General features: G+C 55.1%; 17 protein-coding genes and 5 pseudogenes. 10 read left to right on the forward strand and 12 right to left on the reverse strand.

Annotated features, from left to right (window positions below; translation table 11 throughout):
- Positions 1 to 21 precede the first annotated feature (21 nt).
- From IE038_RS14115 to IE038_RS14140, 6 genes are all read left to right on the forward strand, one after another.
- Positions 22 to 879: a dTDP-4-dehydrorhamnose reductase family protein gene (locus IE038_RS14115; RefSeq protein WP_189395807.1), complete on the forward strand. Its 858-nt coding sequence runs from the start codon at positions 22 to 24 to the stop codon at positions 877 to 879.
- Between the two features lie 121 nt (positions 880 to 1000).
- Positions 1001 to 2011, forward strand: a complete 1011-nt coding sequence (locus IE038_RS14120; RefSeq protein WP_163933214.1) for a nucleoside-diphosphate sugar epimerase/dehydratase — start codon at positions 1001 to 1003, stop codon at positions 2009 to 2011.
- On the forward strand, positions 2004 to 3131 hold the full coding sequence (gene wecB / locus IE038_RS14125; RefSeq protein WP_163933217.1) for a non-hydrolyzing UDP-N-acetylglucosamine 2-epimerase: 1128 nt from the start codon (positions 2004 to 2006) through the stop codon (positions 3129 to 3131). The genes IE038_RS14120 and wecB overlap by 8 nt, the downstream gene beginning before the upstream one ends.
- On the forward strand, positions 3131 to 4099 hold the full coding sequence (locus IE038_RS14130; protein ID WP_163933220.1) for a UDP-glucose 4-epimerase family protein: 969 nt from the start codon (positions 3131 to 3133) through the stop codon (positions 4097 to 4099). The genes wecB and IE038_RS14130 overlap by 1 nt, the downstream gene beginning before the upstream one ends.
- Positions 4096 to 5106, forward strand: coding sequence for an MraY family glycosyltransferase (locus IE038_RS14135; RefSeq protein WP_163933223.1), 1011 nt, complete (start codon positions 4096 to 4098; stop codon positions 5104 to 5106). The genes IE038_RS14130 and IE038_RS14135 overlap by 4 nt, the downstream gene beginning before the upstream one ends.
- Before the next feature lie 22 nt (positions 5107 to 5128).
- Complete coding sequence (locus tag IE038_RS14140; RefSeq protein WP_438810774.1) at positions 5129 to 7165, forward strand: polysaccharide biosynthesis protein; 2037 nt, start codon at positions 5129 to 5131, stop codon at positions 7163 to 7165.
- Between the two features lie 188 nt (positions 7166 to 7353).
- Here IE038_RS14140 and IE038_RS14145 read toward each other — a convergent pair.
- From IE038_RS14145 to IE038_RS14160, 4 genes and pseudogenes are all read right to left on the reverse strand, one after another.
- Positions 7354 to 8188, reverse strand: a pseudogene (locus tag IE038_RS14145) (IS3 family transposase); the annotation flags it as partial.
- Between the two features lie 39 nt (positions 8189 to 8227).
- Complete coding sequence (locus tag IE038_RS14150; protein WP_163939753.1) at positions 8228 to 9577, reverse strand: IS110 family RNA-guided transposase; 1350 nt, start codon at positions 9575 to 9577, stop codon at positions 8228 to 8230.
- A 222-nt stretch (positions 9578 to 9799) separates the two neighbouring features.
- Positions 9800 to 10048 (reverse strand): annotated as a pseudogene (locus IE038_RS14155) (transposase); the annotation flags it as partial.
- Between the two features lie 118 nt (positions 10049 to 10166).
- Complete coding sequence (locus IE038_RS14160; RefSeq protein WP_189395808.1) at positions 10167 to 12053, reverse strand: acyltransferase family protein; 1887 nt, start codon at positions 12051 to 12053, stop codon at positions 10167 to 10169.
- 246 nt (positions 12054 to 12299) lie between these two features.
- Between IE038_RS14160 and tnpB the strand changes: the two genes are divergently transcribed.
- The 3 genes and pseudogenes from tnpB to IE038_RS14175 all read left to right on the forward strand — a co-directional run.
- Positions 12300 to 12659, forward strand: coding sequence for an IS66 family insertion sequence element accessory protein TnpB (gene tnpB, locus IE038_RS14165; RefSeq protein WP_229775666.1), 360 nt, complete (start codon positions 12300 to 12302; stop codon positions 12657 to 12659).
- An 18-nt stretch (positions 12660 to 12677) separates the two neighbouring features.
- Positions 12678 to 14204, forward strand: a pseudogene (gene tnpC / locus IE038_RS24705) (IS66 family transposase).
- A gap of 46 nt (positions 14205 to 14250) precedes the next feature.
- Positions 14251 to 14441 (forward strand): annotated as a pseudogene (locus tag IE038_RS14175) (transposase domain-containing protein); the annotation flags it as partial.
- 213 nt (positions 14442 to 14654) lie between these two features.
- On the opposite strand, the gene IE038_RS14180 reads toward IE038_RS14175, so the two are convergent.
- On the reverse strand, positions 14655 to 15731 hold the full coding sequence (locus IE038_RS14180) for an acyltransferase family protein (RefSeq protein ID WP_189395809.1): 1077 nt from the start codon (positions 15729 to 15731) through the stop codon (positions 14655 to 14657).
- Between the two features lie 436 nt (positions 15732 to 16167).
- Between IE038_RS14180 and IE038_RS14185 the strand changes: the two genes are divergently transcribed.
- Entirely contained in the window at positions 16168 to 17151 is a 984-nt protein-coding gene (locus IE038_RS14185; protein ID WP_229775669.1) for a glycosyltransferase family 2 protein, read from the forward strand.
- Between the two features lie 60 nt (positions 17152 to 17211).
- Here the strand turns inward: IE038_RS14185 and IE038_RS14190 are convergent, their stop codons facing one another.
- The 7 genes and pseudogenes from IE038_RS14190 to IE038_RS25315 form a co-directional block, all read right to left on the reverse strand.
- Positions 17212 to 18903, reverse strand: a complete 1692-nt coding sequence (locus tag IE038_RS14190) for a right-handed parallel beta-helix repeat-containing protein (RefSeq protein ID WP_163939562.1) — start codon at positions 18901 to 18903, stop codon at positions 17212 to 17214.
- Positions 18900 to 20096: a hypothetical protein gene (locus IE038_RS14195; RefSeq protein ID WP_163935249.1), complete on the reverse strand. Its 1197-nt coding sequence runs from the start codon at positions 20094 to 20096 to the stop codon at positions 18900 to 18902. Before IE038_RS14195 ends, IE038_RS14190 begins: the two co-directional genes overlap by 4 nt.
- Entirely contained in the window at positions 20093 to 21487 is a 1395-nt protein-coding gene (locus IE038_RS14200; protein ID WP_189395810.1) for an ABC transporter ATP-binding protein, read from the reverse strand. Before IE038_RS14200 ends, IE038_RS14195 begins: the two co-directional genes overlap by 4 nt.
- A complete protein-coding gene (locus IE038_RS14205; RefSeq protein ID WP_163935258.1) occupies positions 21484 to 22335 on the reverse strand; it encodes an ABC transporter permease in 852 nt (283 codons plus the stop codon). The genes IE038_RS14200 and IE038_RS14205 overlap by 4 nt, the downstream gene beginning before the upstream one ends.
- Before the next feature lie 5 nt (positions 22336 to 22340).
- Positions 22341 to 23891 carry a CDP-glycerol glycerophosphotransferase family protein gene (locus tag IE038_RS14210; RefSeq protein WP_163933339.1) on the reverse strand — a complete coding sequence of 517 codons (1551 nt, stop codon included), beginning with the start codon at positions 23889 to 23891 and terminating at the stop codon, positions 22341 to 22343.
- 667 nt (positions 23892 to 24558) lie between these two features.
- Positions 24559 to 25233 (reverse strand): nucleotidyltransferase family protein, encoded by a 675-nt coding sequence (locus IE038_RS25310; RefSeq protein WP_438810775.1) that lies wholly within the window; start codon positions 25231 to 25233, stop codon positions 24559 to 24561.
- A 42-nt stretch (positions 25234 to 25275) separates the two neighbouring features.
- Positions 25276 to 25605: pseudogene (locus IE038_RS25315) on the reverse strand (CBS domain-containing protein); the annotation flags it as partial.
- Positions 25606 to 26003: the final 398 nt, after the last annotated feature.

Consider the following 26003-nt stretch of genomic DNA (forward strand, 5'->3'; position numbering starts at 1 on the left):
TCATGTTTTTCGAGGGAAGCAATGAAGACTCTGGTTCTGGGTGTGACCGGCATGCTGGGCAATGCCGTTTTTCGCGTGTTCAGTGCGGACCCGGCACATGAAACCTGGGGCACCCTGCGCAGCCAGACTGGCCTGCGTCACTTTGCGAAGGCAAGCCATGATCGCCTGGTCAGCGGTGTAGATGTGCTCGATCAGGATATACTTGCCGTCGTTTTGGCGAAGGTGCGTCCTGATGTGGTGATCAACTGCGTGGGGCTGATCAAGCAGCTGGCCGATGCCAAGGATCCGCTGACGGCTCTGCCGATCAATGCCATGTTACCGCATCGCCTGGCGCGCCTGTGTGCACTGAGTGGTGCACGCCTTATCCATGTGAGCACCGATTGCGTATTCGCTGGGCGCAAGGGGCACTACCTTGAGAGCGATCTGTCTGACGCCGAGGATCTGTATGGTAAGTCCAAGTACATTGGTGAACTACATGACGTCAGCAACGCCATCACCCTACGTACCTCGATCATTGGCCATGAACTGGACTCCAATTATGCATTGGTGGATTGGTTCCTTTCGCAACAGGAATCGGTGAAAGGTTTCACCAAAGCCATTTTCTCTGGTTTGCCAACGGTTGAATTGGCGCGGGTCATGAAGGACTTTGTTGTTCCTCATCCGCACCTCAATGGCCTGTATCATGTAGCTGCCGAACCCATCGCCAAGATGGATCTGCTGCAATTGGTCGCTGCTCGGTACAGCAAGCAGGTCGAAATTCGACCGGACGATTCGCTGGTGATTGATCGCTCCCTCGACGGCTCGCGTTTCCGCGAGGTGACCGGTTACGTCGCCCCAACCTGGCCTGAGCTTGTTTGCCGCATGCATACGGATCGCTAAAGTCTCAAGTGTATTTTTGCACGGGCTGGGATAAGCCACTGTCTTTCCCTTATCGGAATGGCAGGCAATCTAATTATTTTGCGCAACCTTGCAGGTTGACGCGCATAAGCGGGAAGGTTCTATGTTCGATGACAAGGTATTGATGATCACCGGTGGCACCGGTTCCTTTGGCCATACGGTGTTGCGGCGGTTCCTCAATACCAATGTGCGCGAGATTCGCATCTTTTCCCGCGATGAGAAGAAGCAGGAAGACATGCGCATCGCCCTGTCCAACGACAAGGTAAAATTCTACATTGGTGATGTACGCGACTATGACAGCCTTAAGCAGGCGATGGTTGGGGTCGATTACATCTTTCATGCGGCGGCGCTTAAGCAGGTGCCGTCCTGTGAGTTCTATCCAATGGAAGCGGTTCGCACCAATGTGCATGGCACCGAGAATGTACTCAACGCGGCCATAGCCAGCGGCGTGCAGCGCGTGGTCGTTCTGTCCACCGACAAGGCAGTCTACCCGATCAACGCCATGGGTATCTCCAAGGCAATGGCCGAGAAGCTGGTAGTCGCCAAGTCGCGGATGATTCCTCAAGGCGGCACTGTGGTTTGCTCCACCCGCTACGGCAACGTGATGGCGTCGCGTGGCTCCGTCATTCCGCTGTTCGTCGAGCAGATGCGCACGGGCGAACCACTGACCGTCACCGATCCGGCCATGACCCGCTTCCTCATGTCCCTGGAAGACTCCGTCGACCTGGTCCTGCATGCCTTCGAGCATGGCCAGCAGGGTGACCTGTTCGTGCAGAAGGCACCGGCTTCCACCGTCGGCGAACTGGCCCAGGCGCTCAAGGAGCTGTTCAAACGCGACAACCAGATTCGGGTGATTGGTACCCGCCATGGCGAGAAACTCTATGAGTCGCTGGTTTCCCGCGAAGAAATGGCAAAGGCCGAGGATATGGGGCGTTACTACCGCATCCCGGCCGACAACCGTGATCTCAACTACAAAAAGTACTTTGTTGAAGGCGAGGAAAAGATCTCTGAACTCGACGACTACACCTCGCACAATACCGAACGCCTGGATATTCCTGGCATCAAGCAGTTGCTATTGAAACTCGACTACATCAAGGAGCAACTCGATGCTTAAGGTCATGACCTTGGTCGGTACCCGCCCTGAGCTTATCAAGATGAGCCGGGTGATTGCCGAACTCGACCGTCAAGTGAATCACGTACTGGTTCACTCCGGGCAGAACTATGACTTCGAGCTGAACCAGGTGTTCTTCGATGACCTGGAAATCCGCAAGCCGGATCACTTCCTCGGTGCCGCCGGTGAAACCGCCGCGCAGACCATTGCCGAAGTGATTTCCAAGGCGGATGCGGTGTTCGAGCTTGAAAAACCTGATGCGTTACTGCTCTATGGTGATACCAACACCTGCCTGGCGGTGATTGCCGCCAAGCGCCGTAAAATTCCGGTTTTCCATATGGAAGCGGGTAACCGTTGCTTCGATCAGCGGGTGCCTGAAGAGCTCAACCGTAAGGTGCTCGACCATCTCTCCGACATCAATATGGTGTTGACCGAGCATGCCCGCCGCTACTTGATTGCTGAGGGCATTCGCCCCGAGACTATCATCAAGACCGGCTCGCACATGCATGAAGTGCTCGACTACTACATGCCCAAGATCCAACAGTCCGACGTGCTGGCGCGCAGCGGCCTGGAAGTCGGCAAGTTCTTCATCGTCAGCACCCACCGCGAAGAGAATGTGGACACGCCGCAGAACCTGCGTGACCTGCTCGCCACCTTGCGTGCGCTGGCCGACGAATACGGCTATCCGGTGATCGTCTCCACTCACCCGCGCACCCGCAAGCGTCTGGAGGCGCTGGGCGAGTCGCTGGAGCACCCGCTGATTCGCTTCGTCAAGCCGTTCGGCCTGCTGGACTACATCAAGCTGCAGATGTCTGCGTTCTGTGTGCTGTCCGACAGTGGCACCATCACCGAGGAAGCCTCGCTGCTGAACCTGCCGGCCGTGACTCTGCGCAACGCTCACGAGCGTCCCGAAGGCATGGATGAGGGCACGCTGATCATGAGTGGGCTGCGCAAGGAGTCCGTGCTTGCCGCGGTCAAGGTGATCACGTCGCAGCACAAGGCCGGCGAGCGTGCCGTGCCACTGGTGCCGGACTATGAAGGTGGCCCGGTGTCGCTGCAGGTGGTGCGCGTGGTCTTGAGCTATACCGACTACATCAACCGTACCGTCTGGCGCAAAGACTGATGTCGGCGAAGGTCTTCCTCACCGGCGCCACAGGGTTTGTCGGTTCGGCGATCCTGCGCCAGTTGCTCGCGGTGCCTGGCCGGGAGGTCGCCTGCGCGGTGCGCGGCACCTCGGCCAGGCTCGCAAGTGATGCGCAACCGGTGCGTTGCGACGACTTCGCGGTCGATGGCGATTGGCAGCAGGCTCTGGCCGGCGTCGATGTGGTCATCCACTCGGCGGCCCGGGTCCATGTTATGAACGACACCGAGCAGGACCCGCTGGCGGCGTTTCGCCAGGTCAATGTCCAGGGCACCCTGAACCTCGCACGGCACGCCGCGGTCGCCGGTGCCCGGCGCTTCATCTTCATCAGTTCGATCAAGGTTAATGGCGAGGGCACCGTGCCCGGCCAGGCTTACCGGGCCGACGATACCCCAGCGCCGAGCGACCCCTACGGCATTTCGAAGTTCGAGGCCGAGCAGCAACTGCTGGAGTTGGCGCGGGGCTTTGCGATGGATGTTGTGATCATCCGTCCGGTGCTGGTCTATGGCCCGGGTGTGAAGGCCAATTTCTTGTCGATGATGCGCTGGCTCGACCGTGGTGTGGTACTGCCCTTTGGTGCCATACACAATCGACGCAGCCTGGTCGCCCTGGACAACCTGGTCGACCTGGTGATCACCTGCATGGCGCACCCAGCTGCGGCGAACCAGCGGTTCCTGGTCAGTGACGGCGAAGACCTTTCCACCTCTCAACTGCTCACCCGCATGGCCCAGGCCCTGGGCAAGCCCGCACGGCTGCTGCCGGTGCCAGCCTGGGCGCTGCAGGCCGGTGCTCGCCTGGTCGGGCGCAAGGCGCTGTCGAAACGGCTGTGTGGCTCGCTGGCCGTGGACATCGGCAAAACCCGTGAACTTCTCGGCTGGGCACCACCGGTCAAGGTCGATACCGCCTTGCAAGCGGCGGCTCGTCATTATCAGGAATCTCTTCGTAAATGATGTATTGGGCAATTCCCTTCATTACGGGTCTCTCGCTATTGCTGACGGCGTTGTTGCGACGCTACGCGCTGGCAAAGAGCATCATCGACATACCCAACGCGCGCAGCTCCCACAGCTTGCCGACCCCTCGGGGAGGCGGCGTGGCGATCGTCGTCGCGCTCCTCGCGGCGCTGCCGTTGCTGGGTTGGGCCGGGCTGCTCGACAGCGCACCGCTGGCAGCCCTGTTCGGCGCAGGGCTGCTGGTGGCGGTCATCGGCTTCATGGACGACCATGGCCACATTGCCGCGCGCTGGCGCCTGCTTGGTCACTTCAGTGCCGCGATCTGGGCGCTGCTCTGGATGGGTGGCTTGCCACCACTGGAGCTGTTTGGCCACACGCTGGCGCTGGGCTGGATCGGTCATGTGCTGGCGGCGTTCTACTTGGTGTGGATGCTGAACCTGTACAACTTCATGGATGGCATCGACGGCATTGCCAGTGTCGAGGCCATTACCGCCTGTCTCGGCATTAGCCTGCTTTGCTGGCTAGCGGCTGCTCCCCAGCTGGTCTGGCTGCCCTTGCTGCTGGCGGCGGCAGTCGCCGGTTTCCTGTTCTGGAATTTCCCGCCAGCGCGCATCTTCATGGGCGATGCCGGCAGCGGTTTCCTCGGCGTGGTGCTCGGGGTGATTTCGCTGCAGGCGGCGTGGGTGTCGTCCCAGCTGTTCTGGGCCTGGCTGATCCTGCTCGGGGTGTTCGTGGTGGACGCCACCTTCACCTTGGCGCGCCGCCTGGTTCGTGGTGACAAGGTGTATGAGGCGCATCGCAGCCACGCCTACCAGTTCGCCTCGCGTCGGTATGGCCGGCATCTGCCGGTGACCCTCGCGGTCTGCGCGATCAACCTGCTGTGGTTGCTGCCGATGGCCGCAGGCGTAGTATTGGCGGGACTGGATGGCCTGACCGGTGTGCTGGTCGCTTATGCGCCCCTGGTGGCGCTCGCCGTTTATTATCGCGCGGGCTCGCGCGAAGACTGATTTCACAAGGCCGGGGCGGCACATGCCTTTCCCAGTCATGCCTTATCGGGACGAGATTCGGAAGTTGGATAAAATCAAGACAGCGCTGCTGGGGCTTCCCCGGCGTTACAAGCGGACATTACTGCTCGGTATCGACCTGGTGTTGGTCACGCTTGCCTTGTGGATGTCGTTCATCGTGCGTCTTGGCTACGAAGATGCGGGCAACCCGGTGTTTGATCACCCCTGGTTGTTCATCTCCGCCCCGCTGATCGCGATTCCGATCTTCATCCGCCTCGGCATGTACCGTGCGGTGATGCGCTACTTCGGCAACGAAGCGCTAATCGCTATTTTCAAGGCCGTGGGGCTGTCTGCGCTACTGCTGGCGCTGGTGGTCTACTGGTACAGCAACCACACCACTGTGGTGCCACGTTCGATCGTCTTCAACTACTGGTGGCTGAGCCTGGTGATGCTGGGTGGCTTGCGGCTGCTGATGCGCCAGTATTTCCTTGGCGACTGGTTCGCGGCTACCCAGCATGTACCTTTCACCAAGCGTGTCAGCGGCTTGCCGCGGGTGGCTATCTATGGTGCCGGTGCAGCCGGAAACCAGCTTGCCGCTGCCCTGCGCATCGGCCGGTCGATGCAGCCGGTGGCATTCATCGACGACGATCCGAGCATCGCCGACCGGGTGATTTCCGGGTTGCAGGTCTACAAACCGCGCAATATTCAGCGCATGATCAAGGACACTGACGCGCAGGAGATCTTACTGGCCGTGCCTTCGGCCAGTCGGGCTCGCCGCCGGGAAATACTGACGTTCCTTGAAGGTTTCCCGCTGCATGTGCGTAGTGTGCCGGGCTTCATGGATCTGGCCAGCGGGCGGGTCAAGGTCGACGACATCCAGGAGGTAGATATTGCCGATTTGCTGGGGCGGGATGCGGTGCCTGCGCAGGAAGACCTGCTGGAGCACTGTATTGCGGGCAAAGTGGTGCTTGTGACCGGCGCGGGCGGGTCGATCGGTTCAGAATTGTGCCGGCAGATTCTCGGGCAGAAACCGAGCACGCTGCTGCTATTTGATCACAGTGAATTCAACCTCTACAGTATCACCAGCGAGCTGGAGCAGCGCATTCGGCGTGAGGCGTTGCCCGTACAGATGTTGCCGGTCTTGGGGTCTGTACGCAATCACGGAAAACTGCTTCAAGTGATGCAAACTTGGGGGGTGGAGACCGTCTATCATGCCGCGGCCTATAAGCATGTACCGATGGTTGAGCACAACATTGCTGAAGGCGTGATGAACAATGTTATCGGTACGCTTAACACCGCGCAGGCCGCTCTCCAGGCTGGAGTCGTCAACTTTGTACTGATTTCTACAGACAAGGCCGTTCGACCGACCAATGTCATGGGCAGCACCAAGCGTCTGGCGGAAATGATCCTCCAGGCATTGAGCCGAGAGGTTGCGCCTGTGCTGTTCGGCGAGAGCGGGAATGTTTCGCAGGTCAACAAGACCCGCTTCACCATGGTGCGCTTTGGCAATGTGCTGGGCTCCTCGGGCTCAGTCATTCCTCTGTTCCACAAACAGATCAAAGCGGGCGGACCGTTGACAGTGACCCACCCGAAAATCACCCGCTATTTCATGACGATTCCCGAGGCTGCACAGCTCGTTATCCAGGCCGGATCGATGGGGCAGGGTGGCGATGTCTTTGTGCTGGACATGGGCGAGCCGGTAAAAATCATCAAACTTGCTGAAAAAATGGTTCACCTGTCTGGTCTGAGTATTCGTTCCGAGAGTAATCCTCGTGGAGACATTGCTATAGAGTTCACCGGCCTGCGTCCAGGCGAGAAACTCTATGAGGAGTTGTTGATTGGTGACAATGTAGTGTCAACTCGACATCCAATGATCATGAGTGCGCAGGAAGACTACCTTTCTTGGGATGCTCTCAAGGGGCGTCTGCATGCGTTGACGGAGGCCTTGGTGAAGGACGATTACGCCCTTGTGCGCCAGTTACTGCGCGAAACGGTGAGCGGTTATGCACCAGATGGCGAGATTGTGGACTGGATTTATCAGCAGCGAAGGATTGATCCGTAATGGTGTTGTAATTGCTTTTCTCCGCGCTGCGTCACCTGTTTAAAAGTCTCCGAAAGCCTGGCCACAGTAGACTTTTAAGCGCAGCTGTCATAGTAATGTACTTCAGAGACTCACGAGATGAGACAGGTATATTCCCGTAGGGGGCGTGCTTGGTAAACCAAGTTAGCAATTGGTGACTAGTGTAGTGGTCAACTAATCCCGGACACTGCATTGAGTTTTTCCTCAGCAACAGCGGGCGCGAGCCCGCTGTTGAAATGATGCGGTTGCCGCCAGTTGTAGCGCTGCATCAAAAACCGACCGATATCCTGCTGTGCCAGCGATGCGCTCATGTAGCCCACGGCCGGTACCTATTCCGTTTTCAGGCTGCGAAACAACCGTTCCATCGGTGTCGAGGCAGTTTCCACGTCGGCTCATGCTCTACTTGAAGCGATAGCGCCAAAGTCGCTGACGGAAGCTTCGGCTGCCATATTGGCTTCCTTGTCGCTGTGAAACAGAGCGTTCTGAGGCCGACCACGCTGCTCATACGCTATGTCCAATGCCTTGATCACCAGGTCGACATCTGGCTTCGATGAAAACGCCCAGCCCACCACGCGGCGGGCGAACAGGTCGATCAAGGCCGCCACATAGTGCCAGCGACCCTGGGCCCAGACATACGTGATGTCCCCGCACCAGACCTCATTTGGTGCCGACACGGCGAACTCTCTATCCAGCACGTTCGGGATATCAGGCCGCTCCACCGTCGCCTTTTTGTAGGCATGTGAGCCGGGTTGCTTGCTGATCAACTTCATCTCGCTCATCAGCTTGCGCACCTTGAATCGCCCAATCGCTATGCCGTCCTCGCGCATCAGCCGCGCTGCGGCTTTGGGGGAACAGTTCATTCACGTGGCTACGCAAAATCAGCCGCTTAACGTCTGGAGATCGGTGCTTGCGACAGTGCGCGTAATAGCAGGATCGGGTGACTTCAAATACCGAGCACAACAGATCAACAGGCTCTTCAGAACGAAGCTGATCAATTAACGCGAACGCTCGTGTTCCTCAGCCATCAAGAGCGCGGTGGCCTTCCTAAGAAACACCACTTGCCGGTTGCAGCGTGAAGCCAAACTCAGCCGCACGTCGGTACAAACCTTTCACCACTCGCTCCCGATACTTTTGCTCGTAGTGATCGGCACCTGGGTCTTGATAACTCATTCCGAAACGCATGGCGTTGTAAAAAAGAATCGCGATCTTTCGAGCGGTAGCAGTCACGGCTTTGGCTTTTCCAATTCGTGCGGCAAGCCGCCGGTAAAATGCACCCAGCGCCGTGTTCGTCCGTCCGACGGTCACTGCTGCTAACCGCAAGTGGGCGGTCACTCGATTTTTGGTCTTGCGGGTATGGGCCGAAAGTACCTTGCCGCCACTGATGCGACAGCCGGGTGCGAGTGTCAACCAGGACGTGAAATGGTGGCAGGTACGCCATCGACTTAGATCTGTGCCGCACTCGGCGACCAGCCGCAGAGCCAAATAAGGGCCGATGCCGTGGATCTGGGTCAGATCAACACCGACCAGTTGATAAAGCAAGGTACGGACATCGAAATTGAGCGCGTTGGGCTGCCGAGTGTTATGTCGTGGTTTTGGCAACTGCTCGACCGGCGATACTTTCTCTTGCGAGAGTTTGAGCAGCACTTGTGCAATCTGCTGGTCGCAAACCAGTAACTGCGCCTGATAAGCGTCATACATGGACAGCGCCTGCGTTAAAGCGAAAACGTGCTCGGGCTGGTAGTTGCCGACCAGCGATGCCTCTATCACATCAATACCCGCCTTGCAGCGCTTGTCACTCAGCGCGGCTAACGAAGAAGGACTGCGCTCGCCTGCAACGATGGCGCGAATTATCCGCATCCCCGACAAGCCCGCGATATCGGCCACGACGTGATGCAGTCGCGGGTTCATGTGCGTGAGGGCTTTTTGCATGTGCTGAATATGGGCAGCTGCGTAGTCGAGGTGGCGCTCTCGCAGCCTCAAATAGCTGCGTAAGGCCGAAATCTCACGATCCGGATGAAAGCTGGCGCGCAGTAAACCGCAGGCATGGAGCCGTTGTATCCACTGCGCGTCATTTACATCGGTTTTACGTCCTGGCACCGCACGAGCGTCGCGGGCGTTGGCCAATATCACCTGAAGACCGTGTGCCTCCAAAATCTCGTAAACCGGGATCCAGTAAACGCCTGTCGACTCCATTGCGATGGTCGTTATGCCAAGATTGACCAGCCAATTGGCCATGCGCTCTAGATCGGCAGTGAAGGCTTGGAAGGTTTGTACGGATTCTTTGGCAAGGTCGGCGGGAACAGCCACCACATGAAAGCGTGAGCCAATATCAATGCCCGCTGCGCGATCATGAATGACCGGTAACCCTCGCTGCTTGAAATCGTGCTTGTTCATGAGCACCTCCAGTCAAGTTGAACTGGACGGGGACTCGGATCAAATCACCTTCCTAAACGGGGTCACGGTACGCGCCACCACTAACGGGTCCGCAGCTTCCCCTGGGTCAAGTTTTTTGACGGGGACTTAGCCTCCAAAAAGCCAGCGACCACTGTCCAGTGGGGTAAGTGTAGAGCACGGTGTTTCTAGTCCAATGGGCCGCGGAGCGCCGGGGAGGCGGTTTTTTAAGATCGATTTTTCCCGTTCCAGCCGATTGATTCGAGCTTCTAGCTCCTGGATTTTTTGCTGTTCGGGCGTCAGCGCTTTACTGGTCGGGGTTACACCATTTCGCTCTTCCTGAAGCTAGTTAACCCATCGACGCAGGGCCGACTCGACCAGCCCAAGCGAACGGGCTGCTTCGATATGGCTATAGCCCTGATCGAGCGCTAGGCTGGCAGCTTCGCGCTTGAATTCTTGGGTAAAGGAGCGACGTTACTTGGTCATCGGACACCTCTCTATGGCGAGCATTCTCGCCTAAATGGGTGTCCGGAACCATTAGACCACTACAAAGCTCATCGTGCATTAGCCGAAGATGAGCTTTGGCTACTGCTTAGTCGGTAGGCAAAAGCACTGAGCTGTTAAGAGTCGCGGCGTTGTGCAGTGTATGAATGTGATCGATGAACGTTTGAAAATACGGTGCTGCAACTGCCCCGTATTGTACAGAGCCTACCTCATTCAGGTGGTGGGAGTCCATGTAAATCAAGGTGTTGTTCTGCAACGGGGCCTCAGAAAATAGCGCGCTATTCGAGAGGTCTAGAAAAGATGCATTCTTGTGTCGAGAAACGAGTGTTTTTACTTTAAAGTTGGCCTGGGTCCATTCGGTGTTCTTCTGTGTGGTCAAATGCAGGCCTATGTTGTTCAGGCGGTAAATTCGTTGCGGGTTTGATGAGAACATGGGTACTTGGGCAAGCACTAGGACTTTCTGGTTTCTAATGGAAGCCTCTGATATAAACTTGTCAAGTTGCTCCATGAATAGGGCACTTGGAGTATGGAATTGCCACATGCCAGCAATAACAATTCCATCGGCCTCGGGTATGTATTTTTTGGCTTCATTGATCTGAGCGTTACAGGCGTCACGACCCCACTCTGCGATTCGAGTGGTATCGAATCCTGGAATAGTTATGCAGTTGCTTGCTGAAATGACTTTTATTTTCGCATGAATGGAGTTTCCAATAACATCAGCAAAATAGTTTAGCTGTGCAGCATGGCTATCGCCTAGCATGAGTAGCGTTTGATTCGATGATTTATCACCGCGCAGGCAGTCGCCTACAATCTGCCCATGGCAGATTTCAGCGTCTACTGCATAGCGGGTTAAATTATCGGAGAGGGGCGCTGCCAGATGGCGACTTACTATGCCAGCTAAAGTGATCATAATTAGCGAGGCGATAGCTAAGCTTGCTAGGTGAGTGTATGTGGTTTTGGTTGATGAGCGCTTTCTGAATGGTGACTCAATGTATCGATAAGACAAGTACGCGCAGCCAACGGTCAGCACCGGGAATGCAATATATGACAAAGCGCTCAGTGTATATGTTCCAGAGAGGTATCGTGTTATCGCCAGTATTGGCCAGTGCCAGAGATATAGCGAATAAGATATCGCCCCGATAAAGACCAGTGGTGTAAATGAAAGTGCACGGTTAAATGAGCTATTATAGCTTGTCAATAGCAATGCAGTGCCGATGCAGGGTGGTAATGCAAGAAGGCCCGGGAAGCTTGAACTTTCTGTAATCAGGAAGAAGCTGGGGAGGATAAGCACCAGTCCCAGTGCTGCGAGAAAATTGGATGCGCGGACTGTTGTGTGGCGACCGGGTGGTATTAAGGCTGCGATGCTTCCTATAAGAAATTCAGGTGTTCTTGCCAGTAGCGAGAAGTAAATTTTTTGCTGGTGGTTACTCTGTAGGCGGAGCTCAGAGTATGCAAGTAAAGTCACGGTCACTAGACATATTGCCGGCACCAAAAAGCGGCGGGGTATGAGTATTAGGAGTGCAGGGAGGAGTAGGTAAAACTGCATTTCAACTGCAAGTGACCAGGTGTGAAGCAGTGGTAGCTCGTAAGCGACAGGAGAGAAGTAGTTTCCCTGTTTTGAAAAAAATGAATTGCTGTCAAAGTAGAGGGCTGATTTTACACTCTGCTTGAATAGGGCGAAGTCGGTGGGGGTTAAAAATATTGCGGCGAAAATTGAGAGTATAATTATTAGTGTCAAGTATGCGGGGATAATTCGTTGGGCGCGGCTAGTATAAAAGCCTAGTAGTGAAAAATTCCGGGATTTCTTTTTTTGTAGGATTAAACTTGTTATCAGGAAGCCGGAAATCACAAAGAAGATATCAACGCCTATAAAACCACCCGGCAGCCAGCTCTTGTTTAAATGAAATAAAATAACACTAAGTACAGCGATGGCGCGTAGGCCTTGAATATCGTGCCTGAGTTGATTACTGCTCATTATGTTTCTCGTGTTTTTGTCGATTACTGGCGGCTTTACTTTGGCCCGTCATTCTACCATCACGGCGCATCAAAATCGCGACTTAGAGGGCAGCGGTACTCGTTGGGGCAACCACCTAAAAGCAAGCGGCGTAGGTCGAGGGGGGAGTGGCATGGGCTAGCTTTGAATGCGATCCACCGTACCCACATTCAAAGCCACTTGTTGATGCCCGATGCTGTGCTCCGATTTCTCAGGAGCCCATTCACCATGATGCGACCCGACGCCAAAGTCGAAAAAGTGTACCTGTACCCCAAGCCCGTCGACTTCCGAAAATCCATCCACGGACTGGCCGCTCTGGTGGAACTCGATATCAAGGTGGCCGTGTTCGACCCGGTACTTTTCGTGTTCCTCAACAAGCCGCGCAACCGCGTGAAGATCCTCTATTGGGAGTGTAACGGCTTCTGTCTTTGGCTCAAGCGCCTGGAATCTGAACGGTTCAAAATTTCGCCCGACGCCACCGATGAGGCGATTGTCCTGACCGTCCAGGTACTGAATTGGCTACTCGACGGCTTTGACCTCTGGTGCAACCGTCTGCATCAGGTTCTGACTCCGCATTTCGTCGCCTGAGTTAGTATAATCCATGGCATGATTTCCATGCCCAAAGACCTCCCTGACGATCCTGTTCTGCTCAAGCAATTGCTTGAGCAAATGATCAGTGAGCGTGAGTCGGACAAGGGCAAGATCGTTCACCTCGAAGAGGAAAACGCCCTGTTGCGCCAGCGCTTGTTCGGCCGCAAGTCCGAGCAGTGAGCGGACCCGCTGACGCCACAAATGGCGTTGTTCAACGAAGCTGAAAGCGTCGCCGAGCCTGCCAATGAAGCAGCGGAAGAAGAAACCATTGTACCGGCAAGACGACGTGGAAAGCGCAAACCGCTGCCCGTCGACCTTCCGTGGATTGAAGTCATCCACGAGCTGCCCGAGCACGAACTGACCTGTACTTGCGGGTGCCGTGAGCATCCCATCGGTGAAGAGGTCAGCTAGCAGCCCGAAATTGTCCCGATGCAGATCCGTGTGATCAAACACATCCGCAAGATCTATGGTTGCTGTGGTTGCGAGAGCGCGCCAGTGACAGCCGACAAGCCCGCCCAATTGATCGAGAAAAGCCTGGCCACCCAAGCGTGCTTGCCACGCTGCTGACCACCAAATACGTCGACGGCCTGCCGCTTCATCGTTTCGAAAAAGTGCTGGGCCGCCACGGCATCGATATCCCTCGGCAAACCTTGGCGCGTTGGGTCATCCAGTGCAGCGAGCATTTCCAGCTGCTGTTGAACTTGATGCGCGACAGTTTGCTATGCAGCCAGGTCATCCACTGCGACGAAGCACGCGTCCAGGTATTGAAAGAGCCTGGCCGTGAGCCGAGCAGTCAGTCCTGGATGTGGGTACAAACAGGTGGCCCGTCTGGCAGACCAGTCATTCTGTTCGACTACTCCACCAGCCGGGCGCAGGAAGTGGCGACGCGCCTGCTCGATGGCTATCGCGGCTACGTGATGACCGACGATTACGCAGGTTACAACGCACTGGGTGCACAAGCGGGCGTTGAACGCCTGGGCTGTTGGGCGCATGCGCGGCGTAAATTTGTCGAAGCACAGAAAGTGCAGCCAAAAGGGAAAACCGGGCGTGCAGACATTGAACCTGATCAACAAGCTGTACGGTGTAGAGCGGGATTTGAATACTGTGAGCGATGAAACCCGCAGGGCCGGTCGTCACAAACACAGCGTACCGCTGCTGGCCCAATTGAAAAGCTGGATGGAAAAGACACAGTCCCAAGTGACCTCGCAGAACGCTCTCGGCAAAGCGATCAACTACTTGGCGAGCAACTGGAGCAAGCTTGCGCGGTATGTAGAGGAAGGTTTCCTACCCATGGATAACAATGCTGCCGAACGCGCTATCCGTCCCTTTGTGATCGGCAGAAAGAATTGGTTGTTCAGCGACACGCCGAAAGGCGCGACAGCCAGCGCACAACTGTACAGCCTGGTTGAAACCGCCAAAGCCAATGGGCAAAAGCCCTATGCGTGGCTGCGCCACGCACTGAAGCAACTACCGCATGCTTCGACGGTTGACGATTACGAAGCGCTGTTGCCATGGAACTGCAAGCCGGTAATGCCACGGTAAACCGAGACCTTACCTTGCGGTAGGTGGGGTCTGTGGATCAGTTACGCTGTTCAGCGATACCCCGAAGGGCGCCATGGCCAGTGCTCAGATCTACAGCTTGGTCGCGACTGAAAGGTCAACGACCAAAAGCCTTGTACGTGGCTGCGCCACATATTGGAGCGCCTGCCGCATGCGCGATCGGTGGCGGACTACGAAGCATTGCTGCCCTGGAGCTGCTCACCGGAGATGCCACAGTAACCGTGGTCACCACTTCGCTGTAGGTGGGGATCAGGGATCGGTTACGATGAATCAGGCGCTGCTGAAGAAACTGTAGGATCGGTTTGGTCTGGTCTCGATACTATCACCCAGCTAACCGCACATCCTGAACCTCCGTATACGGAACCGTACGTACGATGGTGTGAGAGGATGGCGGCTGTGAGGCCGCCTCCTACTCAATCTATTCGAATAGAGTTATCCAGCGGAAGTGCGCGCCACGGGCTGAACTTGAGTTGCAATAAGTTTCTGTTTTAACCAGCGACGAACGGTAAGATGCTTGTCTTCGAGTAGCCATGCGCAGAGCGCGGAGAAGAGTACACAGACGAAGATCGAAAGCCATGCTTTGGCGGGTTGCGAGGAGTTCATGTGTGCACTTAGCAGCACCCGGATGGGTTCGTGTGTCAGGTACATTGCATACGACAAGAACGCACCCTTGGATGCAATCCATTTAGCCTGCGAGGAAACACGTAGGTCAGTGCTAGCAAAGATAATGAACATTAGGGTTACGCCAGTGAGCAACATTAGTTGCTGGTCATACATGTTCATGTAACTGCCAAACGACAGTCGTTGGAACCTCCATAGCAGACCGGCGATGACCAATGCTAGCGGCAGTGCAAGCCGCTTCCAATTTATGGAGGGCATATAGATATAGATATAAGCGCAAGCGGCGCCGAGGAACCACTCCCAGCCAATTGACTCCCAGATTGTAAAGTATCCAACTACCAGTATTGCTGGTATGGCAAGCACTGCCGCAAGCCCTCGCTCCACTGCCGACATGTCACGCCAAAAGAATACGATACCGAAGAAGACGTATAGCCACCATTCAACTGCAATGCTCCAGAAGACGCTATTACCGCCAAATATGTTGACGCGTGGAACGCCTTCGATCATGCGTGTAAAGGGGGTGTGCTGTAGCTGGAATAGATGCGCGATCCAGTCCCAGGCAGTAGGCGCAGTTCGACCGATTAGGAGTGCGAACACAACGAACGAAATAAGCATCGCGGGTACGTATAGGACGTAAATCCTACTAAATCTATCAATCATGTACTCGCTGAAACTGTATTTCACACGGGTGAGGCAGTGATACGTAATCAGAAAACCAGACAGCCAGAAGAACACAACGACTGCCAAGCTCTGAAATGGCATGGTTTTTCCGAACCAACTGACAGGTTGCACGCCAGACAGTGTATGTCCAACCAGCACAGAAAATGCAGCCAACGCTCGAATTGCATTGAGCATCGTTGATTGGCCTATGGTCAAATTTTTCGTCACGGACGAATCCTTTCTAGTGTGAAAGCATTGGGTAGATTTCGATTTTTGCTGGGAGTGAAGGTTACCAGAAAGTTCTTTTCAAGACGATGAGTTACCTCAGCATCGTTGTCTCCATGAACCTGTTCGCCGAGCGATTGTCGCTGTTGACCAATTACTCCGGTTTTTTATCAGAACCGGATGGCATTCATGCTTGACGTGACTTTCCCCGTTGGATACTGGGCGAGCCTTATGCTAGCTAGCAGCCAGGGCTCATTGATTGTCGACCTGTCCCAGATACAAAAAATATCACGAATAAGCGTCCTAGTATGCCAGTCGAAGCGTTAAACTGTAAGGAAAGGTGGATCCGCCAGTACCCTTGTTACCGAGCTTGCAGCTGCACCCCAAAAGGCTAAATGGACGTTATTTGACCAGTTGTTCTGGTCTCTCAGGAGAAACAATGTCGAGTGAGTTTCTAGCAACGAAGAAGACTACTGAGGTGGGGCGTCTCCCCTCCAAGAAAGTGTCGGCCTCTGTGGCTGTATTGATGTGTACACGAAACGGTGAAAAGTTTCTGGTCGAGCAACTTGAGTCTATTGAGCGTCAATCTCATAGAAATTTTCATGTTTTCATTTCCGATGACGGCTCAACGGACTCGACCTTAGCCATCCTTCAGCAGCAACAGCACTCATGGGGGGGGCGAGTTTCTTTGTTTAATGGGCCAGGAAAAGGGTTTGCCACTAATTTCTTGTCGCTGAGTTGCAACCCCGAGGTGGATGCCGATTTTTTTGCTTGGTGTGACCAGGATGATATCTGGCACGAGGACAAGTTGAAAAAAGCGACGGAATGGTTGTCGGGGGTTCCCGCGGATATACCAGCTTTATATTGTTCGCGCACGGAGTTGGTAAGTGAGGTGGGACAGCCAATCGGCTTTTCGACCTTGTTTCGCCGAAAGCCCGATTTTTGTAATGCGCTCGTTCAGAATATCGCTGGTGGTAACACCATGGTATTCAATCGGGAGTTGATGATGTTGCTGCGCGAGGCAGGTGACTCAGTGCCCGCCGTATCCCATGACTGGTGGGCTTATCTATTAGTTAGTGGTTGTGGCGGGAAAATTTTTTATGATTCAAATCCTTCAATTCTGTATCGACAACACGATTCAAATTGTGTGGGTGCAAACACAGGAGTTCGTGAAAGCGGCAAGAGAGTCAAGCAACTGTTGCACGGTCGCTATAGACAATGGATGGACCAGAACATCGTAGCCTTGCAGGCAATCAGTCATCGCTTTACACCTGAAAACAGAAATACCCTGGAACTGTTTAGCCGTGCTCGAAAAGGTAACCTGTTTAAGCGCCTTGCGGGAATGCGACGTGCCGGCGTCTATCGTCAAACCTACCTTGGCAATATCGGTCTTTTGGCAGCAATATTCATTCGGCGCGTCTAATCACAGAGCGTGACAGTGACCCGCAGATGGCCAGCCTGGATACCGGCCATCCTCGGTGTATCAGAAGATAAAGTCTAGAGGAGTGAGTTGATCTTTTCTAATGTTTTTCAGGGTGATGGTACTGGTCTCATTCAGCCGAATGACGGCATCGTCGCCCTGTTGAGCAGTCAGTGCCATCACTTCTACAAACGAGGCGAGGTTGCCCGTCAGATCGATGACATCTTTCTCTCCGGCGTAACCGGAGAAATCCATGATGATGTCGTTGCCGCTGTCCTGTTTTTCCCAGAAGATGAAAGAATCGGCGCCCGGCCCGCCCCACAACACATCGTCGCCCAGGCCTCCATCCAGTACGTCGTCGCCTTCATTTCCGAAAAGTTGGTCATTCCCTGCGTCACCGAAGAGAAAATCATCACCTGCTCGCCCCTCGATATGGTCATCACCTTCGGCACCTGCTAGCAAATTGCTGTCGTCGTTACCCAACAGAATGTCGTTATAAGGCGTGCCCTGTGCACCTTGAATATTCTTGAGATGGTCATTGCCGCAGCATCCGAAGGCCCGGCCGTCATCAAGGTCTACCTTAACTGGTCTGGGTTTCTGTCCCGCAGTGTGCGGATGCCAATAGTCCACCATCGTCGCTTGATCCTTGGCGATCAGCTTGTCGTCGCCCGGTGTGAGATTGGGGACGGGAAGAAAATTATGGTATCGAAGACGGTGCAATGGAGAAAGGTAGGTGGCGTATTCCGGTTCGACCGTTTCAATCTGGCCAGGCGTGGAGCGGCCGTGTTTGAGTATCAACGTCTGCTGGTCGGAGGTGTTATTGCCCAGGTCTTTCACTCGTGTTTTGTCATGGTTGTCGGGTAAGTAGTAAGGAATTAATGACTGCGTGACATCGTTGTCGCGTATGGCGCCAGCTTCCGAGCGTTTGAATGTGATGCCATGTATGAAGTTCTTGACAGTATTACCCTTCACCAACACATCGGTGGCTCCATCACCGCCGACCCATATACCGTAGGTTGAGCGTGAGCGCGTGTGCCAGGCAGGCATATCAGAAGTGAGTTCCAGAGATCGATTGGAAATGCGGTTGCCTCGAACGATACTGCCGTCACCGAAGTGAGTCAGGCAAATGCCGACGCCTTCGCCTATGTCCTTGACGCCGCTACCCCGGACCTCCTCGATAGTGTTGTCACTGACCTGTATGTCTTTGCCATAGACTTCGATGCCCATGGCGTAGGCGTTGGCGATCCCAGTGCTCCCGCCTATGTCAGTAATCGTATTGTTGCGTATGACTGAATTATTACCTTCGACCCTGATGCCCCTGAAGGTGCTGTCATGAATAGTCAGTCGCTCGACCAGATGCTTGCCTTCACCCATGTCGTCAGAGGTTTTTGCGCGGTCGAAATAACCGGAGATGTAAACGGCATACTGGAAACCCGAGAGGGTTCCATTCCTGATTTCGAGTGCTTTATGCCCAAAGGCAGAAATGCCATAGAAGGCATTATCGGGTGTGCGAGGACCGCTCAGTGTGTGTCCGCCAAGATCCAGTACGACGTTGTCCGCAGCAATCTGGATGCCATTGCCCTGGGTTTCGAGGGATGCAGATAGTGTGTAGTGCCCAGGTACGCTGATGGTATAGGGCAGCGAGCTAATCTGCTGCACAGTTGCAGGGTTGGCAAGGGTGGTGTGCCCCCACAAACTGAATACAAGCAGGATCGTTGTTCGCAAGGAGGTAAGGTTGGCGAAGATACGGTTCATTGGTTTTGATCTTGTCGAAGAGCAGGCTTGTTAAGTCGGGTCGAGTTTCGCATTATCCGGTCGTTGGCGCTGTTCATGTATTGGCGTTGAGCTGGAACAAACAGGCTTCCTATGTGCTGCCGTGTCAGGGCATGGATCACCGAGCTGTCGGACGACAGGGCTAGCAATGCTGAGGCCGATGAAACCGAAATCACCTTGCATTGTTGGTTGAGTACCGTAAATAGCTCGATGGGCAGATGTTCCAGATGCTCTGGAAATGGTTGTACCCTGTATTCGCCAAGCGCGTCGAGTAACTGTGTGACAAAGGCAGAGTCTGTACCGGCGTGTTTTTTTATATAAAGCAATTCGCGGGTCGTCACGTGCTCTTTGCAAATGTCGATGTACAAAGCGAGCTCATTTTTCTGGCTGGTAAATTTACTTCGGGTGAAGTTGCTGAGTATCAATAAGGCCGTCGTGCTATACCCCGCTTGGATTACATGCTGTTCGAATTCATCGATTTCTGGAAACGTTTTCTTTAGGGAATGCAGGGTGTGCATTACCGCATCGGCGGGAATCACCACCGGTTCAGGGTAGGGAATCCCTTCGACCTGATCATCGAAGTTGATCGCGATCAGTGCCTTTTCCGCCGTTAGCCATGTTTTCACATTGCGCAATCGGCTTCGCCAGAACAACTCCTTAAAGCCACGTAGGCTTAGGGGCGCGCGCGGCCGCTCAGGTGGGTAGGAGGGGTAGAGAAATCCCGGCGCATCACCGTAGCAGATTATTCGCCCGGGCCTGAGGGCTTGCATGAAGGCCTGGGACGTATGGTCTGAGCTCGCATCGTGAGCGTAATAGAATGTGGAACAGCCACCGATTTCACTCAACCGCTGCTCAAGCCATCGAGCACGCTTCATCAGATTCCGATAGGGCGATAGGGGGCCGTCGCGCTCTTGCCGGGAAAATATCAATGTTGAAATGAAAGGATATTGGTGGAGTGCGCTAGCAAAGAACTGGCGTGTTCGCGAATCCGGCTCGTGGTCGCTTGCCTCGTAAGACCATAGCACCAAGACCGCCGGAGTATCGGTCGGTATGGCATTGATTACACGGTCATGTTCCAGTGCACACAGTGCGTGCAATAGTTGGTGAGGAAACGACACCATCATGACCGCACACGCTGTCTGCGCGACAGCGGTGTCAGGGTTCGAATGGCTCATGGTTTCTCGCGCAGGGGCGACATCTGGATGTCCCAAGGCAGATGAGGGCGAATCAGGCAGCCGGGCCAAGTGTTCGGCCAGTTACCTCGCACACCCGCAGCTTGACTATCGTCTGCCACGCTGAACTTCAGCACTGAAGACTGGATGATTCGATGTTCGGCTTCCGAGCCGGGCCAAAGCTCCACGTCGATACGGAAGTCCCCCACGTTCAGAAGTGGAGATTGGATCGTGCAGCGTTCAGTATATTGGCCTATCGCGCGGACACCCGGTGGGGCCTGATGATTGTCCATGCTGAACAGCAGGTAGTGGCCCGCGAGATCCTTGAGGTGGATGTGGGCGTTGATAGGCCATTTTTCCTTGAGGATGGTGAAGGTTATCTCAACGGTGCAACTGGCTTTGATATCGAATTGAGCGCTCGGCTTTCCATCCAAGTCGACGATCCTGACGGAATCCAGGCGCACGCAATCGTCGAACAGCGGCGCTTCGGACTCTGCCCACACTACCTCGGAGGTCATCGCTATTCCCGACCTGATATAGGAACGGGTGATGTCTGAAACGGTTGGTGCCGAGTCCCTTGACGCTTGGAGGTGTGTCTGTTCGATCCTGCTATCGTTGATGATTCTGCCGTGGGCCATGTGTACAGCACGATTGCAGATCCGGTTGACAGCATCCATATCGTGGCTGACGAACAGGAGCGTGCGACCTTGGTCCGCGACCTGCAGCATCTTGTCTGTGCAACGTCGCTGAAAGGCCGCGTCACCAACCGCCAGCACTTCGTCGACGATCAGGATTTCGGATTCTAGGTGCGCCGCCACCGAGAACGCCAAGCGAACATACATGCCGGATGAATAGCGTTTGACGGGCGTATCGATAAGTTCTCCGAGCTCGGAGAACTCGATGATCTCCTCGAGTCGCCGGCTGATTTCCTTGGGCTTCATGCCCATGATCGAGCCGTTCAGGAAGATGTTTTCACGGCCGGTAAGATCACCATGGAACCCTGTGCCGATCTCTAGCAAACTGATCAGGCGACCGCGAAAGCGGAACTTGCCAGACGAAGGTGAGGTAATGCGTGACAAAATCTTGAGCAGCGTACTTTTTCCGCAGCCATTTGGGCCGATGATACCGACACGGTCACCCTCTCCGATTTCCAGATTGATATCTCTGAGCGACCAGAAATGGTTAAGCGGTGCATCCTCTGTCTGCAGCCCGTCAAGGATGGTATGGGTACCAGGTGCTTCATAGGCAATCTTCACTGCAGGTTTGCGCAGGGGATTGACCACCCGGCCAAAGGCACGGCGCAATTGCTGATTGACCATTTCGGCGGCGGTCACATTCGATTTGCCAATTCGATACAGCTTGGAAATTTCTTCGCAACGAATGGCCCAGGTCATAACGTATCCACGACATTTTTTTCGAAATGCTGGAATATCAATACCCCAACAGTGAAGCACACCACTGCGATCGCAATCAGTGTCAACAACGTGCTTTGCGCCGGCCACTCTCCGTGCATGGCGTCACGGTAGCTGGTGATGACTAGGGAAAGCGGGTTAACCGAGTACCAAGGCTTGGCCCAGGACGGTACTGCCGAGACCGGATAAATGGCCGGTGTGGAGTAATAGAACAGCTGTAGTGCCAGGGGGACCAGATGCTTGATGTCGCGATACTTGGCGTTGAGCGGTGCCAGCATGAGGCCTACGCCCAGTCCGATCATCAGCGTGCAGCCGAGCAGTAGCGGCATCAGCAGCAGTAGTTGCAGCGTCCACACGCCGTAGGCGATGGCGAAAGGGGTGATCAGAAAAGCATACGCAATCAGGAAGTCGACTGCTGCACCTACGGCATATGAACCGCCAATCAGCAGCCTGGGAAAGTAGACCTTGCTGATCAGTCCCGCGTTGCCCTCGATCATTTGTACTGAAGGATTCAACACGTTCATGAACGCGTACCAGGGGATCACCGCGACCAGGTAGAACATAATGGTAGGCAATCCATCGGTCGGTACTTTCACCATTAGCCCGAAGACGATGACGAATACACCAACGGTAATCAGCGGAGTTAGAATGACCCAGCCCAGGCCGAAGATAGTCTGTGTATAACGGCCCTTCAGGTCGCGTTTGCAGAAAACCCACAGCAGTAGTCGAAAGTCCCAGAGGTTTCTAAGCAGCCCCAGAAGGTCGAATTGGCTGGTGTTGCTGACGACCGTTTCCCTGAGTGGGGGACGGCTGTTTCCTTTGCTACTCATGGGCGTCACGTTCTGCTTGAGGTGGTGAACTGGGCTTGAACGCTGGTCAGTTCGGCGATCAGGTCAATTATGCGCGCCATGGAGCGCCCGTCCTGCATACCCCATTCGCTGGCACTCTCAATTTGACCGGCGCGGGCCCGTTCATATGCCTCCTTGTCATCGGTCAGGCGCTCGAGCGTGGACTGGAAGACGCTGTATCGATTGGTCGTCACCAGGCCCTTGGCCCCGTCGAAATCGGTATAGCCATAGTCATAGCAGTCGTAGTTGATTGCCGGGATGCCACATGCAGTCGCCCAGCGCAAGGTAGAGGAGACGCAGGCGACAAAGAGGTCGCAGGCCGGTACCAGATCGAGGGTATCGATATCGGTAACGCGATGATGCAGGCGATAAGGTCGCAGTACCTCGGTCAGCAGTTCGGGGTCGGTTACCGGGTGAGGGCGGATGACCACGTTGAAGTCAGTGAATCGGCTGACAGTGGCTAGTGCTTTGGCCCAACCCTTGCATAGCGCCTTGTAGTCGGGAAACTCCATGGGGATATTGCGCGAACCGTACTGGTCGGTGGGCCAGGCGCACACCAGCAGTGGCTTCTCGGGGTCTAGCCTCAGGCGCCGGAATACACGGTTTCTCGCCTGCTCGTCATGCCGTGCGGCATGCAGGATGTCGTCATAGGCAGCCCCCGTCACGCGCAATTGACTCTCGGGAAACTGCATCCGCTGATAGTAACGTTCCATTTCGGGGCTTTCGACACCGATGCAGGTAACGCGACTGCTATTGGGGATCCATGGGTGCTCGGGGGCACACCCGAATGCTTCGAGCAAAATGATCCTGTCCCCAGGCATCCGTAACAGTTTTTTCGAAGCGTAATAGTTGACCCAGTGTGGGAATAGTGACGCGGTGATCTTGTTGATCAGATTGTGTTCGGCATCATACATCGGCTTGTCGAACAGGCTTTCCACCATCTCCTTGGCTGTGCCCACAGCGAAAGGAATGATGAGGGTCGGCACCTGGTCGTTGTTGCAAAGCTTGGTAAGCAAGGCGTTGACCGAGCCAGGGAACTCCTGGCCAAAGACCACTAGAGAAGGGTTCACCTTCTTGTACACCTGGCGTGCGTAATAGAATGGTCGGAAGAATTTTGCGTTTCTTTTCTTCTGCTGTTTTTCCACGGCACTGGCCGTCGCATCGGTGAGCCTAAGCAGAGGACTCAGCAAAGCCGACAGCATAAGGACGCCCCATACGGACCATTTGCTTTTGTTGCTGCGCTGCTCTCGCAAAGAGTTTGGAACGTAGCCGTTCTCCAGGCCGTCGGCTATCTCCTCGTACTTTTTCGACAGTGGCGAGTGCTTCAATGATTTACCTGGAAAGTAGTCACTGAAGTCGTTGAGGCGACAGGTCGCCCGATCCTGCTTGAGGTTTATGTAGCCTGGCTGCGCAAAGAGAAAGCTGATGCCGTAACCAGCCTGTTTCGCTGCCACGGCAACCCGACGGAGCTCTACGAACTCACCTGCCTCATTGATGACAAAAAGAATGTTCTTGTCAGGAAGAGAACTGCACTTCATTCGTTACTCACTCGCATCGTAGCTGAGTCTCCATGCTTGAATACTATCTGTGGAGGACGGCCCTGGGGGCGTACCTTGGGTATGCGTGGTCTGGTCGAGTGCTTGTCAGGATCACCGTGTGTCGTTGAGTGCATTTAAAGCGCGCAATCGGGCGCTCTCGGTTGCCTTCGCAGCTTCTGCGACAGGCCCCGACCCAGGCGTAAACTTTGCAATTTCCTTTGTCAGTTGCGCGTAGGCATTCAGCTTGACCATCGATGATTCGGGGGATGCGGAAAGTTCGCCCAGCGATTTTTCCGAGGCCAAGCGAGCGGCAGCTGCAACGGACTCGGGTGCTTTCGTGGCGAGTTTGGCTGCAGCTTCCGGTGAGGACACTGCCAAGTTCAGTGCATCATCCTCTAGTGTCCCCGCCTCGTCACTGATCTCTGCGGTCAGGGTGGGGGCAGGAGGCACGGGAGCTACAGCTGGAGTAGCAGGGGTGGAGGCGCTTAGCGAGGCAGGGCGGCCAATTATCTCGTTCTTGACTTTCGGGGAATTATCACAGCCGGTGAGGAGTAGGCACATTGAGCTCAGCACAATGAGAGACATAGGAAGCTTTTTCACGGATATCAACCTTTCAATGCGAGGCCTGCAAAGTATCCCCGATATGGGGGCGCCAAGTTATTTGCAGTCATCTTTGCGAGGGCCATTCGTGTTGGGCGCGCTCAAACTCTTCGATCTGGCCGATATCCAGCCAATACTCCCGTAGCGGGAATGCAGCCGTGCTCTTGCGGGCCTTGATCAGGTCCTCGAACAGGGTCGGCATGTCGTAGAAAGTCTCGGGCGGAATCAGGTCAAGCGCAGCGGGCGAGATCGCATAAATGCCGGCGTTGACAAAGAATCGGTGGACCGGCTTCTCATCGATGGACTCGATGGCTGCACCGTCCATTCGTACCACGCCATAGGGGACCTGGAAGTCGTATTCGCGGACGGTCATGGTCGCCAAGGAATCATGCTCGTCATGGAATTGCACCAAGTTGTCGAACCGAGCGTGTGTCAGCAGGTCACCGTTCATGACTAGGATCGGATCTTGTGGGCGTTCTGGTAGCAGCGAAAGCGCACCCGCGGTGCCCAGGCGCTTGTGCTCCTGCAGGTAGCAAATGTTCACGCCCCATTTGCTGCCATCGCCGAAATGGTCTCGCACCACGGACGCGAGGTAGTTCACCGAAAGGAAGAAGTTGCGAAAACCCTGCTCGATGAAGCTTTCCAGTATGCATTCCAAGATTGGCTTGCCTGCGATCATCAGCATGGGTTTGGGGCAGTTTTCGGTCAGCGGACGCAGACGCTCGCCCAGCCCGCCGGCCATGAGTACGACCCAGTTCGGGCGCTCCAGAATGCCGGCAATGCCGTCCAGCGTCACCAGGCCGACAACCTTGCGTTGGTCATCGATCAGGGGTAAATGGTGCAGCACGTTGCGCCGCATCAGCTTGAGCTGTTCGGCGGGCAGGGAAGTAGTGTGCGCGGTGATCGGCGAGGCATTCATGACTTCGGATGCGGGGCCGTCCAGCGAAAAACCACGGAGTATGGCCCGGCGGACATCGCCGTCGCTCAGCGTGCCGACGAGCTGTTGATCCTTGTCTAGCATCAGCGCCAATTGCAGGCCGCTGGCGTCGATACAGCGAATGGCGTCGCGCAGCGTTGCGTCCGTGCCAACTACGGTGTCTCTCCAGTCCTTCACTTATTGATTTCCTAATCTGTGCCTATTACCAGGAACTAAGATATCCCCGGTTGTCCTTGTCTTGCGAATGATCCCAGCGCGACTAGCATGTCGTCATGCCAGGGCTAAGTCGGGAGGGGCGGTATTGTTACCGATTTTGCGTTCGTGACCTAGCTTTGGGCACTCGCAAACTTGCCAGAGATCGTGTCGCGTCAATTGGGGTAATTCTCCGGGGCAGCGATGGTCAGGTCTAACGCCGTTGCAAAAATGATTAGGCGAGTCCGGCGTCAGTGTGCAGAGCGTTTGCTCTGCTGGCATGCTCTGACATATTTTGATGCAGCTTTTCGTAAGCTCTTTTATTCCTGTGCGGGTAGCAAGGTGCGGAACGCTGCTTGCTGTATAGTGTCGCTCCCCAGAAG

The organism is Pseudomonas laurentiana, from assembly GCF_014648275.1.
GTDB lineage: Bacteria > Pseudomonadota > Gammaproteobacteria > Pseudomonadales > Pseudomonadaceae > Aquipseudomonas > Aquipseudomonas laurentiana.

Bases quoted from the DNA above. Each gene is read 5' to 3' on its own strand.
- IE038_RS14115 (WP_189395807.1), top strand. From the start codon at position 22: ATGAAGACTCTGGTTCTGGGTGTGACCGGCATGCTGGGCAATGCCGTT.
- IE038_RS14120 (WP_163933214.1), top strand. From the start codon at position 1,001: ATGTTCGATGACAAGGTATTGATGATCACCGGTGGCACCGGTTCCTTT.
- wecB (WP_163933217.1), top strand. From the start codon at position 2,004: ATGCTTAAGGTCATGACCTTGGTCGGTACCCGCCCTGAGCTTATCAAG.
- IE038_RS14130 (WP_163933220.1), top strand. From the start codon at position 3,131: ATGTCGGCGAAGGTCTTCCTCACCGGCGCCACAGGGTTTGTCGGTTCG.
- IE038_RS14135 (WP_163933223.1), top strand. From the start codon at position 4,096: ATGATGTATTGGGCAATTCCCTTCATTACGGGTCTCTCGCTATTGCTG.
- IE038_RS14140 (WP_438810774.1), top strand. From the start codon at position 5,129: ATGCCTTTCCCAGTCATGCCTTATCGGGACGAGATTCGGAAGTTGGAT.
- IE038_RS14150 (WP_163939753.1), bottom strand. From the start codon at position 9,577: ATGAACAAGCACGATTTCAAGCAGCGAGGGTTACCGGTCATTCATGAT.
- IE038_RS14160 (WP_189395808.1), bottom strand. From the start codon at position 12,053: ATGAGCAGTAATCAACTCAGGCACGATATTCAAGGCCTACGCGCCATC.
- tnpB (WP_229775666.1), top strand. From the start codon at position 12,300: ATGATGCGACCCGACGCCAAAGTCGAAAAAGTGTACCTGTACCCCAAG.
- IE038_RS14185 (WP_229775669.1), top strand. From the start codon at position 16,168: ATGTCGAGTGAGTTTCTAGCAACGAAGAAGACTACTGAGGTGGGGCGT.
- IE038_RS14190 (WP_163939562.1), bottom strand. From the start codon at position 18,903: ATGAACCGTATCTTCGCCAACCTTACCTCCTTGCGAACAACGATCCTG.
- IE038_RS14195 (WP_163935249.1), bottom strand. From the start codon at position 20,096: ATGAGCCATTCGAACCCTGACACCGCTGTCGCGCAGACAGCGTGTGCG.
- IE038_RS14200 (WP_189395810.1), bottom strand. From the start codon at position 21,487: ATGACCTGGGCCATTCGTTGCGAAGAAATTTCCAAGCTGTATCGAATT.
- IE038_RS14205 (WP_163935258.1), bottom strand. From the start codon at position 22,335: ATGAGTAGCAAAGGAAACAGCCGTCCCCCACTCAGGGAAACGGTCGTC.
- IE038_RS14210 (WP_163933339.1), bottom strand. From the start codon at position 23,891: ATGAAGTGCAGTTCTCTTCCTGACAAGAACATTCTTTTTGTCATCAAT.
- IE038_RS25310 (WP_438810775.1), bottom strand. From the start codon at position 25,233: ATGGCCGGCGGGCTGGGCGAGCGTCTGCGTCCGCTGACCGAAAACTGC.